Annotated in this window: 14 protein-coding genes; 8 read left to right on the forward strand and 6 right to left on the reverse strand. The window is 72.2% G+C overall.

Annotated features, from left to right (window positions below):
• Positions 1-262 precede the first annotated feature (262 nt).
• The 3 genes from Q392_RS29095 to Q392_RS29105 all read right to left on the reverse strand — a co-directional run bounded on the left by Q392_RS29095 (position 263) and on the right by Q392_RS29105 (position 2,965).
• Positions 263-1,654, reverse strand: a complete 1,392-nt coding sequence (locus tag Q392_RS29095; protein ID WP_038217557.1) for an ammonium transporter — start codon at positions 1,652-1,654, stop codon at positions 263-265.
• A 32-nt stretch (positions 1,655-1,686) separates the two neighbouring features.
• Positions 1,687-2,025, reverse strand: coding sequence for a P-II family nitrogen regulator (gene glnK / locus Q392_RS29100; RefSeq protein ID WP_038217560.1), 339 nt, complete (start codon positions 2,023-2,025; stop codon positions 1,687-1,689).
• A gap of 64 nt (positions 2,026-2,089) precedes the next feature.
• Entirely contained in the window at positions 2,090-2,965 is an 876-nt protein-coding gene (locus Q392_RS29105; protein ID WP_038217562.1) for a TorF family putative porin, read from the reverse strand.
• Between the two features lie 221 nt (positions 2,966-3,186).
• Here Q392_RS29105 and Q392_RS29110 point away from each other — a divergent pair, with 221 nt between their 5' ends.
• Complete coding sequence (locus Q392_RS29110) at positions 3,187-4,722, forward strand: YifB family Mg chelatase-like AAA ATPase (protein WP_038217565.1); 1,536 nt, start codon at positions 3,187-3,189, stop codon at positions 4,720-4,722.
• A gap of 155 nt (positions 4,723-4,877) precedes the next feature.
• On the opposite strand, the gene Q392_RS29115 is transcribed toward Q392_RS29110, so the two are convergent.
• On the reverse strand, positions 4,878-5,840 hold the full coding sequence (locus tag Q392_RS29115) for a helix-turn-helix domain-containing protein (protein WP_038217568.1): 963 nt from the start codon (positions 5,838-5,840) through the stop codon (positions 4,878-4,880).
• Positions 5,841-6,025: 185 nt separating this feature from the next.
• Here Q392_RS29115 and Q392_RS29120 point away from each other — a divergent pair, with 185 nt between their 5' ends.
• The 7 genes from Q392_RS29120 to Q392_RS29150 are packed head-to-tail and all read left to right on the forward strand — an operon-like array spanning position 6,026 to position 13,225.
• Positions 6,026-7,249 carry an amino acid ABC transporter substrate-binding protein gene (locus tag Q392_RS29120; protein WP_038217571.1) on the forward strand — a complete coding sequence of 408 codons (1,224 nt, stop codon included), beginning with the start codon at positions 6,026-6,028 and terminating at the stop codon, positions 7,247-7,249.
• A gap of 7 nt (positions 7,250-7,256) precedes the next feature.
• Positions 7,257-8,135, forward strand: a complete 879-nt coding sequence (locus Q392_RS29125; RefSeq protein ID WP_038217573.1) for a branched-chain amino acid ABC transporter permease — start codon at positions 7,257-7,259, stop codon at positions 8,133-8,135.
• Positions 8,132-9,061: a branched-chain amino acid ABC transporter permease gene (locus tag Q392_RS29130; RefSeq protein ID WP_038217576.1), complete on the forward strand. Its 930-nt coding sequence runs from the start codon at positions 8,132-8,134 to the stop codon at positions 9,059-9,061. Before Q392_RS29125 ends, Q392_RS29130 begins: the two co-directional genes overlap by 4 nt.
• Complete coding sequence (locus Q392_RS29135) at positions 9,054-9,794, forward strand: ABC transporter ATP-binding protein (RefSeq protein WP_038217579.1); 741 nt, start codon at positions 9,054-9,056, stop codon at positions 9,792-9,794. Before Q392_RS29130 ends, Q392_RS29135 begins: the two co-directional genes overlap by 8 nt.
• Positions 9,791-10,510: an ABC transporter ATP-binding protein gene (locus Q392_RS29140; protein ID WP_038217582.1), complete on the forward strand. Its 720-nt coding sequence runs from the start codon at positions 9,791-9,793 to the stop codon at positions 10,508-10,510. The genes Q392_RS29135 and Q392_RS29140 overlap by 4 nt, the downstream gene beginning before the upstream one ends.
• 16 nt (positions 10,511-10,526) lie before the next feature.
• Positions 10,527-11,981, forward strand: a complete 1,455-nt coding sequence (locus tag Q392_RS29145; protein WP_038217585.1) for an aldehyde dehydrogenase — start codon at positions 10,527-10,529, stop codon at positions 11,979-11,981.
• 32 nt (positions 11,982-12,013) lie between these two features.
• Entirely contained in the window at positions 12,014-13,225 is a 1,212-nt protein-coding gene (locus Q392_RS29150; protein WP_038217586.1) for an MFS transporter, read from the forward strand.
• On the opposite strand, the gene Q392_RS29155 is transcribed toward Q392_RS29150, so the two are convergent.
• The gene (locus tag Q392_RS29155) at positions 13,222-13,461 is read right to left on the reverse strand and encodes a zinc ribbon domain-containing protein (protein ID WP_038218051.1); all 240 of its coding nucleotides are present in this window, start codon (positions 13,459-13,461) and stop codon (positions 13,222-13,224) included. The genes Q392_RS29150 and Q392_RS29155 overlap by 4 nt on opposite strands.
• Before the next feature lie 12 nt (positions 13,462-13,473).
• On the reverse strand, positions 13,474-14,184 hold the full coding sequence (locus tag Q392_RS29160) for an OmpA family protein (RefSeq protein ID WP_051954076.1): 711 nt from the start codon (positions 14,182-14,184) through the stop codon (positions 13,474-13,476).
• Positions 14,185-14,199 lie beyond the last annotated feature (15 nt).

Here is a 14,199-nt window from a genome sequence, read left to right on the forward strand (position 1 = left end):
ACGCCAACAGGCAACGATCAGGAAACAAAAGGTGTTTCAGGAAGATTCTCGGAGCGAACGTGGAAGGCCAGGGCGGGACTTGTTCACGAAAGGCGCGCCGGTGCGCCAGGCTCCTCCGCCGTGAGTAGCCCATCGGTATTCATGCAATCTTCAGCCGGCAGGATCAATTGCAAACAATTGATTCTTGGTGAATCGGACAGACAAAGGAAAAGGCCCGCGGGCACCGAAGTGCCGGCGGGCCATGCGTGCGCAGGCGACGCGATCAGCGGTTGTAGGCGGTCTCGCCGTGCGAGGTGATGTCCAGGCCCTCGCGCTCTTCCTCTTCCGTGACGCGCAGGCCGACCGTGTACTGCGCGATCTTGTAGGCGATGAAGGCCACGACGCCGGACCACACGATGGTGAACAGCACGCTCTTGACCTGGATCCAGACCTGCGCGCCCATCGAGAAGGCGGCCGGGTCGGCCCCGCCGGTGCCGCCCAGGCCGGGCGCGGCGAACACGCCGGTGAGGATGGCGCCGACGATGCCGCCCACGCCGTGCACGCCGAACACGTCGAACGCGTCGTCGGCGCCGAGCATGCGCTTGAGGCCGCCCACGCCCCACAGGCAGACGAAGCCAGCGACCGCGCCCAGCACGATGGAGCCCATCGGCCCGACGAAGCCGGCCGCCGGGGTGACGGCCACCAGGCCGGCCACGGCGCCGGAGGCGGCGCCCAGCATCGATGCCTTGCCCTTGTGCAGCGCCTCGCCCAGGCACCAGGCCAGGGTGGCGGCGGCGGTGGCGAGCACGGTGTTGACGAAGGCCAGGCCGGCGGAGGCGTTGGCCGCGCCGGCGGAACCGGCGTTGAAGCCGAACCAGCCCACCCACAGCAGCGAGGCGCCGACCATCGTGAGCGTGAGCGAGTGCGGGGTGAAGGCTTCCTTGCCGAAGCCCAGGCGCTTGCCGATCACGTAGGCGCCCACCAGGCCGGCGACGCCGGCGTTGATGTGCACCACGGTGCCGCCGGCGAAGTCCAGCGCACCGTCCTGGCCGAGCAGGCCGCCGCCCCACACGATGTGGGCCATCGGCACGTAGCTGAAGGTGAACCAGATCACCGAGAACACCAGCACGCCGGCGAACTTGGCGCGCTCGGCGAAGGCGCCCACGATCAGCGCCACAGTGATGGCGGCGAAGGTGCCCTGGAAGGCCAGGAACACGTATTCGGGGATGGTGGCGAGCGCGCCGAAGGTCTCCTGCGTCACGCCGCTGAGGAAGACTTTCTCGAACGTGCCGATGAAGCTGCCGTCGCCGGTGAAGGCGAGGCTGTAGCCGTACAGGGCCCACAGCACGCTGATGAGCGAGAAGATGACGAACACCTGCATCAGCACGCTCAGCATGTTCTTGCTGCGGCCCAGGCCGCCGTAGAACAGGGCGAGGCCGGGGATCGTCATCAGGATGACCAGCAGGGTGGAGGTCAGCATCCAGGCGGTGTCGCCGGAGTCGACCTTGTTGGGCGCCGGCGCGGCCTCGGGGGCGGCGGCGGGCGCTGCGGCGGCAGGCGCCGCGGCGGGTGCCTCGGCGGCGGGAGCGGCGGGCGCCTGGGCCTGTGCGATGCCGGGCACGCCGGCGACGAGCACGCTCAGCCCGAGCGCGAGGGAAACGAGCAGTTTTTTCATTTGGTTTGTTCTCTTTCGGTGCCTGGCCGTGCTCAGAGTGCGTCGCGCCCGGTCTCTCCCGTGCGGATGCGAACGACCTGTTCGACGTCGTAGACGAAGATCTTTCCGTCGCCGATCTTCCCGGTGCGGGCGGCGCTCTCGACCGCCTCGATCACGCGCTCCACCAGCTCGTCGGCGATGGCCGCCTCGATCTTGACCTTGGGCAGGAAGTCGACGACGTACTCCGCGCCGCGGTACAGCTCGGTGTGGCCCTTCTGGCGGCCGAAGCCCTTGACCTCGGTGACGGTGATGCCCTGCACGCCGATGGCCGAGAGCGCCTCGCGCACCTCGTCGAGCTTGAAGGGCTTGATGATGGCTGTGATCAGCTTCATGGTGACTTCTCCTTAGGAGTGGATGGGCCGGCGCGGCTCGCGCCGCAGCCGGGCGCTCGCGCGATCAGAAGGTCTTGCTCAGCGTGACGATGAAGCGGGCCTTGTTGACCGACTGCTGGCCGCCGCCGTAGATGAAGGAGCCGTCGCCGAGCAGGTCGATGCCGTCCCAGGTGGTCAGCATGTAGTTGCTCTTCTTGTTGGCGCCCTGCACCGAGCCGGTGAGCGACAGGCCGCCGCCGAAGTCGTAGGTGGCGCCCACGTTGTAGTCCACGTAGTTGCGGTAGCCGGCGGCGCGGATGTCGCTGCTCATGCGCGTGTAGCCGATGGCGGCCTTGAGCGTCAGGCTGGGGATGATTTCCTTGCTGTAGGCGATGTTCAGGTAGCCGGTGCCGCGGCCCTTGGGGCGCTTGGTGAAGCTCAGCGGGTCCCAGGCGTCGTAGCCGGCATAGCCGAAGTAGTCCTTCGAGACGGTGTGCGAGTACTTCACGGTGAGCGAGCCGAAGACGTCGTCCGACCAGGTGCCGCCGCCGTAGATCTCGGTCGTGTTGCCGACGTGGTTGCCCGGGTAGATGTAGGTGATCACGCCCACGTCCCAGTCGATCGGGCCGGCCTTGAACTTGTAGCCGCCGTACAGGTCGCTCTCGATGCTGTTGCCCGAAAGCCAGTTGACGCTGGAGTTCCAGTTGCCCACGTAGAAGCCGCTCTCGTGCGCGTAGTCGAAGCCGCCCTGCAGGGCCGGCTTGATGCCGCGGGTCTTGTAGTAGCCGTTGTGGCCGATCTGATCCTGGTCCTGGCCTCGGAACTTGTAGTTCGAGGTCAGCGACACGTTGGCGCTGATCGGCGAGGCAGGCGCGGCCTCCTCGGCCAGCACGGTGCCGGGCGCGGCCAGCGCGGCGGTCAGGGCCACCAGCGTCACGGTGGCGGCATGGCGATGCATCATCAGGGGTTCTCCTCGCAGTCGGAACAAATGAAGGAATGGATCTGGTGCTCCCTGCACGATGCGAGCCAAAGCAGGGAGCGTGCCAAAGGCCCGGATCGCCCGGCGCGCGGGGAGGACAGAATCGCGGGGCGCCCGCATGGAGTCATGAGGGCGCCATGAAGAACAGCGCGCACCGGCCCTTGCGGCCGGATGCGCGCACCAAATCAGGGAGAGCGATCGGGATGAGTCTGTCTTTGGTGCAAAGCCGCGCCCTGGTGGGTCTTCGCGCGGAGCCGGTCACCGTCGAGGTGCATCTGGCCAACGGCCTGCCGAGCTTCACGCTGGTCGGGCTGGCCGACGTGGAGGTGAAGGAGGCGCGCGAGCGGGTGCGCTCGGCGCTGCAGAACGCGGGGCTGGCCTTCCCGCACGACCGCCGGATCACCGTCAACCTGGCGCCGGCCGACCTGCCCAAGGACTCCGGCCGCTTCGACCTGCCGATCGCGCTGGGCATCCTGGCCGCCAGCGGGCAGGTCGACCCGGCCCGGCTGGCGGGCCACGAGTTCGCCGGCGAGCTGTCGCTCTCGGGCGAGCTGCGCCCCGTGCGCGGCGCGCTGGCGATGGCGCTGGCCCTGCGCACCGGCGGCGTGGACACCCGGCTGGTGCTGCCGATGGACAGCGCCCGCGAGGCGGCGCTGGTGCCCGGCACGCAGGTCTGCGGCGCGGGCCACCTGCTCGACGTGGTGCAGGCCTTCCTGCCGGCCGACGCCGGGGCGCCGGCCGCGCAGGCGGCCGGCCTGGTGCGCGTGGCCGCTGCGCCGGCAGCCGCGGCGCCGCCCGGCCCCGACCTGGCCGACGTCAAGGGCCAGGCCGCCGCCCGGCGCGCCGTGGAGATCGCCGCCGCGGGCGGCCACAGCCTGCTGATGGTCGGCCCGCCGGGTGCCGGCAAGTCGATGCTGGCCCAGCGCTTCGCCGGGCTGCTGCCCGGCATGGCGGTGGACGAGGCGCTGGAGACGGCAGCGATCCACAGCCTGGCCGGGCGGCTGGACCCGGCGCGCATCTTCCAGCGGCCGCTGAGATCGCCGCACCACGGCGCCAGCGCGGTGGCGCTGGTGGGCGGCGGCTCGCCGCCGCGGCCGGGCGAGATCTCGCTGGCGCACCACGGCGTGCTCTTCCTCGACGAGCTGCCCGAGTTCCCGCGCGCCGCGCTGGAGGCGCTGCGCGAGCCGCTGGAGACGGGCCGCATCCACATCGCGCGGGCGGCGCGGCAGGCCGAATTCCCGGCGCGCTTCCAGCTCGTGGCGGCGATGAACCCCTGCCCCTGCGGCTTGCGCGGCGCGCGCGGGCGGCCCTGCCGCTGCACGCCGGACCAGGTGGCGCGCTACCAGGGGCGCCTGTCCGGCCCGCTGCTGGACCGCATCGACCTGCACATCGAGGTGCCGGCCGTGCCGCCGGAAGAACTGCTCTCGGCACCGCCCGGCGAAGGCAGCGCGGCGGTGCGCGAGCGCGTGGCCGCGGCCCGCGGCCGGGCGCTGGCGCGCCAGGGCCTGCCCAACCACGCGCTCGCCGGCCGCGCGCTCGACGCGCATGCGCAGGCCGAGCCGGACGCCCTGGCCTTCCTGCAGTCGGCCGCCGCGCGCCTGGGCTGGAGCGCCCGCGCCACGCACCGCGCGCTGCGGGTGGCGCGCACCATCGCAGACTTGGCGGGTGCGGACGGGATCGGCAAGGCGCACGTGGCCGAGGCGATGCAGTACCGGCGCACGCTGGCGTCCGACGCCTGATGACGAATTGCGTTTGATCGACGGGAACCGTTCAGGCTGAGCTTGGCCTGTCCTGAGCCTGTCGAAGGACCGACGCCCGGGACGGCACTTCGACAGGCTCAGTGCGAACGGTTGTTCGGAAGGAGTCCGTTTGCTGCCGCGCCCGAAGGCCGGCCTCAATCGCGAGTCAGGTGCCCCGCCTGCCTGAACTCGCTCGGGCTCATGCCCGTGTGCTCACGGAACAGGCGCGAGAAGTGCGACAGGTTGCCGAAGCCGCAGGACAGCGCGATCTCGGTGATCGAGCGCGCGTCGCCCGCACCCTGGCGCAGTTGCCGGATGCAGGCCTGCAGGCGCTGCTGCTGGATGTAGCTGGCCAGCGTCAGGTCGCCGTGCGCGAAGGCGTTGTGCAGGTGGCGCTTGCTGCAGTTGAGCGCGCGGGCGATGTGGTCGATGGACAGCTGCGGGTCGGCCAGGTGGCGCGCCACGTGGTCGCGGATGCGGTCCTGCAGCGCGGTCTTCTGCGTGGCCGCGGTCTCGTGCCCGGCCAGCTCCAGCAGCGACAGGCGCACCAGTTGCATGATCAGTTCGCCGGCGCCGCGGGCGGCGGTCTCGCTCATCGCGGGCAGCTCGCGGTAGGTGTGGCGCATGGTCTCCAGCGCCACGCGCGAGATGCCGGCCGAGCCGCCGACGCGGCGCGCCATCAGCGGCGCCAGGTGCACGCCGCGCTCGGCCATCTGCGCCTTCGGCAGCATCACGATCAGGTGCTCCGTGTGCTCCGGGTTGTCGATCTCGTAGCCCTCGGTGGTGTCGTAGATGATCCAGCCGCCCTCGCGCGCGCTGCCGGCGCGGCCCGGCTGGTGCACCGTGGCGCTGCCCTGCCAGGGCGCGACGATCTTGAGGTAGGCCGCCTCGTCGCGGCGCGCCATCTGCGGCGTGCGCAGCACGCGGTGGCGGCCGCCCTCCAGCCGGGTGAGGATCACGTCGCCGGCGCGCGAGGCCGACAGGTGGCCGTCGAAATCGGTGTCGCCGTACAGGTCGGAATCGAGCCCGCCGAAGTGGCGCCACACCCACTCGCGCCACTGCGGCGCGCGCTCGCGCGGGGCCACGGCATCGGTGCTCAGCAGCAGGGACGGGGTCACGGCGCGCTCCGTTGAGGGAAGGGGTGCGCGGGATTATGGGCAGCGCCCGCCGCGCCGGGCCGGCGACCGCGGGGAAACCCCGAGGCCGGTGCGCGCTGGCGCAAGCGGACAGTGCGCGCCCTGCACAGCGGCCGGTGCGGCGCCTTCCTACGATGCGGCGCAGGACAAGCGCAAGGAGACACGCCATGGCCGCAGACCGACTCACCCCTCCCACCCGCCGCCGCTGGATGCAGGGCACCGCCGCCGTGCTGGGCAGCGCGGCCTTCGCGCCGGCGCTGCGCGCGCAGACCGCGTCCGGCGGCCCCGTGCGCATCGGCTACGCGATGTCGCGCACCGGCCCCTGGACGCCCGGCGCCCAGGTGAGCCAGGAGCCCAACTACCTGCTGTGGGCCGAGCAGGTGAACGCCGCCGGCGGGCTGGACGTCAAGGGCGTGAAGCGCCCGGTCGAGCTGGTCAGCTCCGACGACCGCAGCGACATCGAGACCTGCGTGCGCAGCTACCAGAAGCTGATGGGCAGCGACAAGGTGGACCTGATCCTGCCGCCCTGGGGCAGCAACGCCAACTTCGCGATCGCGCCGCTGGCGCAGCGCTTCGGCTACCCGATGCTGGCGCCCACCGCGCTGTCGCGCAAGCTGATCGACATGAACCTCTCGTACTTCTTCTCGCTGCTGCAGCAGCCCGACCGCATGATGGGCGCGCTGGTGGACATGCTGGCCGCCAACGGCGCGAAGAGCGTGGCCATCGTCTACATGGACGACCTGTTCGGCCTGGAGAACTTCGCGGCGCTGAACAACGCGCTGAAGAGGACGTCCATCCAGGTGGTGGAGCGCAAGAGCTATCCGCTGGGCGTGAAGGACCTCTCGCCCGTGCTGCGCGGCATCAAGGACCAGAACCCGGACGCCTTCATCGGCATCACCTACCCGCCCGACACCATCCTGGCGAGCAAGCAGGCCAAGGAGATCGGCTTCAACCCGAAGTTCTTCTACGCCTCGGTGGGCACGGCCTTCCAGCTCTACCGCAACGTCATCACCGCGCCGGGCGCGGAAGGCGTGCTGGGCATGGGCTCGTGGAACGCGAAGACCAGCCCGGGCGCCAAGGCCTACTTCGACGCGCACACCAAGCGCTTCGAGGGCAAGGAGCCCGACCGCTGGGCCAGCGGCCACTGCTGGGCGGGGCTGGAGATCCTGCAGGCCGCGGTGGCGAAGGTCGGGCTCGACCGCAAGGCGATCCGCGAATACGTCGCGGGCACCACGCACAAGACCATCATCGGCGACGTCCGATTCACCGGCAGCGAGAACACGGCCACGCCGGGCACGGTGGGCCAGTGGCAGAACGGCGAGTTCGAGGTCGTGTGGCCCGCCTCGGTGGCGACGGCGAAGCTCGTCCCCGCCAAGCCGGCCTGGAAGTAGGCGCGACGTGTCCGCCACGGCCTGGTTCGAGCTGATCGCCAGCGGGCTGATCACCGGCGGCATCTATGCGCTGGTGGGCCTGGGCCTGAACCTGCAGTATGGCCTGATGCGCATCCTGAACATCGCGCACGGCGAGTTCCTGATGCTGGGCGCCTACGTCACGTGGATGGGGGCCACGCTGCTGGGCTGGCCGCCGCTGGCGATGCTGCCGGCGGTGTTCGTGCTGCTGCTGGGGCTGGGGCTGGTGATCCACCGCCTCACCTTCCGCAAGCTGGCGGCCGACGCACCGAACGTGGACGTGTTCGAGGCGCGCGGCCTGATGGTCGCCTTCGGCCTGATGTTCCTGGTGCAGAACCTCGCCTCCTGGGCCTGGGGCGGCGACCTGCGCGGCTACGACTACCTGACGCAGCCGGTGCACGTCGGCGGCACGCAGTTCGCGGCCAACAAGCTGCTGGTGTTCGGCCTGGCGCTGCTGTTCTCGCTGGCGCTGATGGCGCTGCTGCGCTTCACGCTGCTGGGCAAGGGCGTGCGCGCGCTGATGCAGTCGCCCATCGGCGCGCAGCTGGTGGGCATCGACACCAGGCGCCTGCACCCGCTGATGTTCGGCGTCGGCCTGGGCCTGTCGGGCGTGGCGGGCTGCCTGCTGTCGATGGCCTACACCATCACGCCGGCGATGGGCGAGCCCTACACGGTGACGGCGCTGATCGTCATCACGCTCGGCGGCTTCGGCAGCATGGGCGGCACGCTGGCCGGCGGGCTGCTGCTGGGCGTGATCGAGGCGCTGGGCATGCACTTCACCAATCCTTCGCTCAAGTCGCTGCTCTCGTACGGCGTGTTCATCGCCGTATTGCTGTGGCGGCCCAACGGCCTGTTCTCGAGACGATGAAGCGCGACGCGATCCTTCTGGCGCTGCTCGCCGCCGGCGCCGCGCTGCTGCCGGCCCTGGTGGGCGAGTTCGCGCTCTCGCTGGCGATGGCCTGCCTGATGTACGTGGCGCTGGCGTCGAGCTGGAGCGTGTTCTGCGGCAGCACGCGCTACCTGTCGCTGGCGACCTCGGCCTTCTTCGGCATCGGCGCCTACGCCAGCGCGCTGACGCTGGAGCAGCTGCCCTGGCCGCTGGTCATCATGCTCGGCGCCGCCGTCGCCGCGGCCGTCGCGCTGGTCATGGGCGCCGCGGTGCTGCACCTGCGCGGCACGTACTTCGCGGTGCTGACCTTCGGCATGACGGAGCTGATCCGCCACGCCGTCACCTACTTCGAGAAGCAGGTCACCGGCACCGTCGGCCGCGTGCTCGCGGTGGTGCCCGACGACCGCACGGTCTACTTCACGCTGCTGGCGATCGCGGCGGGCGCCGTGGCCACCGCGATGGCCGTGCGGCGCAGCCGCTTCGGCCTGGCGCTGGCGGGCATCGGCGCCGACGAGCAGCGCGCGCAGACGCTGGGCGTGCCGACGCGCTGGGTGAAGACGCTCGGCTTCGCCCTCACCGCCGCCTTCGCCGGCGCGGCGGGCGCGGCGATGGCGGTGCGCTGGACCTACATCGACCCGGTGACGGTGTTCAACCCCTTCATCGGCTTCCAGACCGTGCTGATCGCGCTGATCGGCGGCGCCGCCACGCTGTGGGGCCCGGTCGCGGCCGCCGTGATGTTCAGCGTGCTGGCCGAGACGCTGCGGCTGCAGTTGCCGCAGGCCTACATGATGGCGCTGGGGCTGCTGCTGATCCTGTCGGTGATGTACCTGCCCGACGGCCTGGGCAGCCTGCGCCGCGAGACGCTGCGCGGCTGGTTCGCGGCGCGCGGAGGCCGCGATGGCTGAGCGCCTGCTGGACGCCCGCGAGGTGACGGTGCGCTTCGGCGGCCTGACCGCCGTGGACGCGGTGAGCGCCACTTTCGACACTGGCGAGCTGGTCGGCATCATCGGCCCCAACGGCGCCGGCAAGACCACCTTCTTCAACGCGATCTCGGGCGTGATCGCGCCGACCGCCGGCGCGCTGCGGATGGACGGGCGCGACCTGGCCGGCCAGGGCCCGCACCGCTTCGCCGCGCAGGGCGTGGCGCGCACCTTCCAGACGCCGCGGGTGTTCGCCGCCATGCGCGTGCGCGACAACGTGGACTTCGGCCTGCAGTTCGCCGGCCGGCACCGCGCCGCCGCGGCGCCGGCGCTCGCCGATGCCGGCACCATCCTCGCGCTGATCGGCCTGGAACGCCATGCCGCGCTGCCGGCGGCCGCGATCACACCCGCGCAGCAGCGGCTGCTGGAGATCGGCATGGCGCTGGCCACCCGTCCGCGCCTGCTGCTGCTGGACGAGGTGGCCGCCGGCCTGACCGAGGCCGAGGTGGAGGCGATGGCGCGGCTGATCGGCCGCCTGCGCGGCGAGCTGGGCCTGGCGGTGGTGTGGATCGAGCATGCCGTGGCCACGCTGCTGCGCCACGTCGAGCGCGTGCTGGTGCTGCACCAGGGCCGCAAGATCGCCGACGGCACGCCGGCCGAAGTGGTGCGCAACCCCGAAGTGATCGACGCCTACCTGGGTGACGAGGTGCTGGCATGACGGCTCGCCTGCGCATCGAAGGGCTGGGCGCCGGCTACGGCGGCTTCGGCGTGCTGCGTTCGATCGACCTCGCCGTCGGCCCCGGCCTGACCGTGATCCTCGGCCCCAACGGCGCCGGCAAGACCACGCTGCTCAAGGCCCTGGCCGGCCTGATCCCGCGCACCGGCACCGTGCTGCTCGACGACACGCTGCTGCCGGTGAAGCAGCCCGGCGTGGCGGTGCGCCGCGGCATGGCGCTGGTGGCCGAGGGGCGGCAGCTCTTCCCGCAGATGACGGTGACCGAGAACCTGGAGCTGGGCGGCTGGCTGGCCGGCAAGGCCGAGCGCGCCGCGCGGCTGCGCCAGGCTTTCGAGGACTTCCCGCGCCTGGCCGAGCGCGCCCACCAGCTCGCCGGCACCATGAGCGGCGGCGAGCAGCAGATGGTGGCCGTGGCCCGCGCCCTGATGAGCGGCCCGCGCCTGCTGATGCTGGACGAGCCCTCGCTCGGCCTGGCGCCGCGCATGGTGGACGAGCTGCTCGCCATCGCCCGGCGCATCGCCGACGCCGGCACCACCGTGCTGCTGGTGGAGCAGAACGTGCGCAAGGCGCTGGCCGTGGCCGACCACGCGCATGTGCTGGAGCGCGGCGCGCTGGTCGCCGGCGGCCCGGCCGCCGAACTGGCGCGCTCCGACGTCATCCGCCAGGCCTACCTCGGCACCGCCGCCGCAGCCCCTTGAAGGAGAACCCGTCCCCATGTCCGACCTGTCCATGCTCATCAACGGCCTCGCCGCCGACGCCGAAAACGGCGCCACCTTCGAGCGGCGCAACCCGCTGGACGGCAGCCCGGCCTCGCGCGCGCCCGCGGCCACGCCGGCCGATGCGCTGCGTGCCGTCGACGCCGCGGCCGAGGCCTTCAAGACCTGGCGCCACACCGGCCCCAACGAACGCCGCGCCCTGCTGCTCAAGGCAGCCGATGCGCTGGAGGCCAAGGCGCCCGAGTTCGTCGCCGCGCTGCCGCGCGAGACCGGCGCCACCGCGCTGTGGGCCGGCTTCAACGTGCACCTGGCGGCCGGCATGCTGCGCGAGGCGGCGGCGCTGACCACGCAGGTGGCCGGCGAGGTGATCCCCTCCGACGTGCCCGGCACCCTGGCGATGGGCCTGCGCCAGCCGGCCGGCGTGGTGCTGGGCATCGCGCCGTGGAACGCGCCGGTCATCCTCGGCGTGCGCGCCCTCGCCACGCCGCTGGCCTGCGGCAACACGGTCGTGTTCAAGGGCTCGGAGCTGTGCCCGCACACGCACCGGCTGATCGCGCAGGCCTTCGTCGACGCGGGTTTCCCGGCCGGGGTGGTGAACTACGTGACCAACGCGCCGGCGGATGCCGAGGCCGTGGTCAACGCCATGATCGCGCACCCCGCGGTGCGCCGCGTCAACTTCACCGGCTCCACGCGCGTGGGCAGGCTCATCGCGGTGCAGTGCGCGCTGCACCTCAAGCCGGTGGTGCTGGAGCTGGGCGGCAAGGCGCCCCTGCTGGTGCTGGACGACGCCGACCTCGACGCCGCGGTGGATGCCGCCGCCTTCGGCTGCTTCATGAACTCGGGCCAGATCTGCATGAGCACCGAGCGGCTGGTGGTCGATGCCGCGGTCGCCGATGCTTTCGTGCAGAAGTTCGCCGCCAAGGCCGCCGCCCTGCCCCTGGGCGACCCGCGCGGGCCCGACCCGGTGGTGCTGGGCAGTGTGGTCGGCATGAGCACGGTGGAGCACTGCAATGCGCTGATCGACGACGCGCTCGCCAAGGGCGCCACGCTGCTGTGCGGCGGCCGGGCCGACAGCACGCTGATGCCCGCCACGCTGCTGGACCACGTCACGCCGGCCATGCGCATCTACGCCGAGGAGACCTTCGGCCCGGTGAAGGCCATCGTGCGCGTCGACGGCGTGGAAGAAGCCGTCGCCTGCGCCAACGACAACCCCTACGGCCTCTCGGCCGCGGTGTTCGGCCGCGACGCGGCGCGGGCCCTGCAGGTGGCGCAGCGCATCGAGTCCGGCATCTGCCACGTCAACGGGCCGACGGTGCACGACGAGGCGCAGATGCCCTTCGGCGGCGTCAAGGGCAGCGGCTGGGGCCGCTTCGGCGGCAAGGCCGGCATCTCGGAGTTCACCGACCTGCGCTGGGTGACGGTGCAGGCGGGCGAGCGGCACTACCCGTTCTGACGCGCCCGCGCCGGGTTGCGTAAGCTCGGGGGATGCCCCCTGCCGCCCCCGCCTACGACCGCCGCCTCGTCGCCTGGCTGTCGGTGGGGCAGCTCATCAGTTGGGGCAGCGTGTTCTACGGCTTCGGCGTGCTGCTGGAGCCGGTGGAGCAATCGCTCGGCCTGACGCGCGCCGAATCCTCGCTGGCCTTCAGCCTGGCGCTGCTGATGGAGGGCGTGATGGCCTGGCCGGTGGGCCGCTGGATCGACCGCGGCCACGAGCGCGCGGTGATGACCGGCGGCTCGCTGCTGCTGGCCGCCGGCCTGCTGCTGCACAGCGTGGTGGCGACGCGCTGGGGCTTCTACGCGGCCTGGACGCTGCTGGGCTGCGGCCTGGCGGGCACGCTCTACAACCCGGCCTTCGCGGCGGTGACGCGGCGCTTCCCGCTGGACTTCCGGCGCGCCATCATCACGCTGACCTTCCTGGGCGGGCTGGCCAGCACGGTGTTCATCCCGCTGGTGGCCTGGGGCATCGGGCATGCGGGCTGGCGCGGCACGCTGGTCGGCCTGGCCGCGCTGCACCTGGCGGTGTGCGCGCCGCTGCACTGGCACTGGCTGCGCGGCGCGCCGCGCGCGGCCCTGGCGGCACCGGCGGCCGGCGCGGGCCGCGCCGCCGACCCGGGCTTCAGGGCCCACCTGCGCAGCGCGCCCTTCCTGCTCATCGGCGTGTTCGTGGTGCTGATGATGGCCGTGACCGCCGCGCTGCCGCCGCACATGGTGAGCCTGCTGCGCGGCGCCGGCCTGTCGGAGGCCTGGGCCATCGCGATGCCGGCCAGCATCGGCGCGATGCAGGTGCTGGGCCGCGCGCTGCTGTACTTCTTCGAGCACCGCTTCGACCTGCACCTGGCGAACCGGCTGATCCCCTGCCTGATCCCGATCGGCCTGGCCGCCCTGCTGGCCGCCGGCGGCCACGTCGGCCTGGCGCTGCTGTTCGTCGCCTTCTACGGCATGGGCAACGGCATGCTCACCATCGTCAAGGGCACCGCCATCGCGCAGTACGTGAGCCGCGCGCACGTGGCGACGCTGAACGGCGCGCTCGGCCTGCCGACCGCCGTGGCGCGCGCCCTGGCGCCCTGGCTGCTGGGCGTGCTGTGGCAGCCGCAGGCCGGCTACACGGCGGGGCTGTGGGTCCTGCTGGCGGGAAGCGTGGTGGCGGTGCTGGCGCTGGCCGCTGCGCAGCGGATGAGCCGACAGAAGGCGTCCTAGCGCGAGAACGCGAACATCACGCTGAACATCACCATCGCGGCGATGAAGGTGAGCAGCCGCACGACCCAGGGCATCACCAGCCAGGCGCCGAGGACGGTGGCCAGCTTGCCGAGCAGGCCGCCGGTGATCACCGGCTCGCTGGTGCGCGCACCGGGCGGCGGCGCGCCGCACTGCGGGCAGGCCTTCGCCAGCGTGGACACCTGGTGGCCGCATTCAGGACAGGCGACGAGTGCCATGCACACCTCCATTCATGATGTCTTGCCGGGCGTGGAAGGCAGCGCCTCGATCACGATCTCCACGCGCCGGTTGCGCTGGCGCCCCTCGGGGTCGTCGCTGCCGTCCGGGCGGACGTTGGGCGCGACGGGCTCGCGCTCGCCCAGGCCCTGCGCGCTGATGCGCTCGCGCCCCGCCGACCGGGCCAGCGCCGCCGCCACCGCCTCGGCGCGCCGGATCGACAGCGCCTCGTTGTAGGCGTCCGAGCCCTTGGCGTCGGTGTGGCCGCGCACCCGCACCGGCGCGGTGGGGTAGCTGTGCAGCAGCTCCGCGGCGCGCGCCAGCGAGGGCTGTGCGTCGGGGCGCAGGTCGGCCTTGTCGAAGTCGAACAGCACGTCGGCCGGCAGGTCGATCACGATGGACTGCCGCTCGTCCTGGCGTGCCTGCAGCTCGCCGAGCAGCGCCTGCGTGCGCTCCAGCCGCTCGGGCGGCACCTCGGCCGTGCGGAACACGGTGGAAGGCCCGCCGGCCGGGCCGAACTGCGTCTGCGGGCCGCCGGTGGACAGCTGCGTGCCGCTGCCGGCCCGCTCCCAGCGCGTCTGCGGCGCGTCCTCGACGCGGACGAAGCGGCTGTCGGCATCCTTCAGGCTCTGCGCCACGCGCCGTACCGTGTAGCCGTGCGCCGCCGCGGCCAGCAGCGCCGCCGCCGACACGCCGGCCGCCAGCCGGGCGAGGAAGGTGGCCATGCCGGGTCGGTTCAC

Source organism: Xenophilus azovorans DSM 13620 (genome assembly GCF_000745855.1).
In the GTDB taxonomy this organism is placed as follows: Bacteria; Pseudomonadota; Gammaproteobacteria; order Burkholderiales; family Burkholderiaceae_C; genus Xenophilus; species Xenophilus azovorans.

What these genes read in the sequence shown, in the direction of transcription:
- Q392_RS29095 (WP_038217557.1), bottom strand. Translation starts at nt 1,654, where the DNA reads ATGAAAAAACTGCTCGTTTCCCTCGCGCTCGGGCTGAGCGTGCTCGTC.
- glnK (WP_038217560.1), bottom strand. Translation starts at nt 2,025, where the DNA reads ATGAAGCTGATCACAGCCATCATCAAGCCCTTCAAGCTCGACGAGGTG.
- Q392_RS29105 (WP_038217562.1), bottom strand. Translation starts at nt 2,965, where the DNA reads ATGATGCATCGCCATGCCGCCACCGTGACGCTGGTGGCCCTGACCGCC.
- Q392_RS29110 (WP_038217565.1), top strand. Translation starts at nt 3,187, where the DNA reads ATGAGTCTGTCTTTGGTGCAAAGCCGCGCCCTGGTGGGTCTTCGCGCG.
- Q392_RS29120 (WP_038217571.1), top strand. Translation starts at nt 6,026, where the DNA reads ATGGCCGCAGACCGACTCACCCCTCCCACCCGCCGCCGCTGGATGCAG.
- Q392_RS29130 (WP_038217576.1), top strand. Translation starts at nt 8,132, where the DNA reads ATGAAGCGCGACGCGATCCTTCTGGCGCTGCTCGCCGCCGGCGCCGCG.
- Q392_RS29135 (WP_038217579.1), top strand. Translation starts at nt 9,054, where the DNA reads ATGGCTGAGCGCCTGCTGGACGCCCGCGAGGTGACGGTGCGCTTCGGC.
- Q392_RS29140 (WP_038217582.1), top strand. Translation starts at nt 9,791, where the DNA reads ATGACGGCTCGCCTGCGCATCGAAGGGCTGGGCGCCGGCTACGGCGGC.
- Q392_RS29145 (WP_038217585.1), top strand. Translation starts at nt 10,527, where the DNA reads ATGTCCGACCTGTCCATGCTCATCAACGGCCTCGCCGCCGACGCCGAA.
- Q392_RS29150 (WP_038217586.1), top strand. Translation starts at nt 12,014, where the DNA reads ATGCCCCCTGCCGCCCCCGCCTACGACCGCCGCCTCGTCGCCTGGCTG.
- Q392_RS29155 (WP_038218051.1), bottom strand. Translation starts at nt 13,461, where the DNA reads ATGGCACTCGTCGCCTGTCCTGAATGCGGCCACCAGGTGTCCACGCTG.
- Q392_RS29160 (WP_051954076.1), bottom strand. Translation starts at nt 14,184, where the DNA reads ATGGCCACCTTCCTCGCCCGGCTGGCGGCCGGCGTGTCGGCGGCGGCG.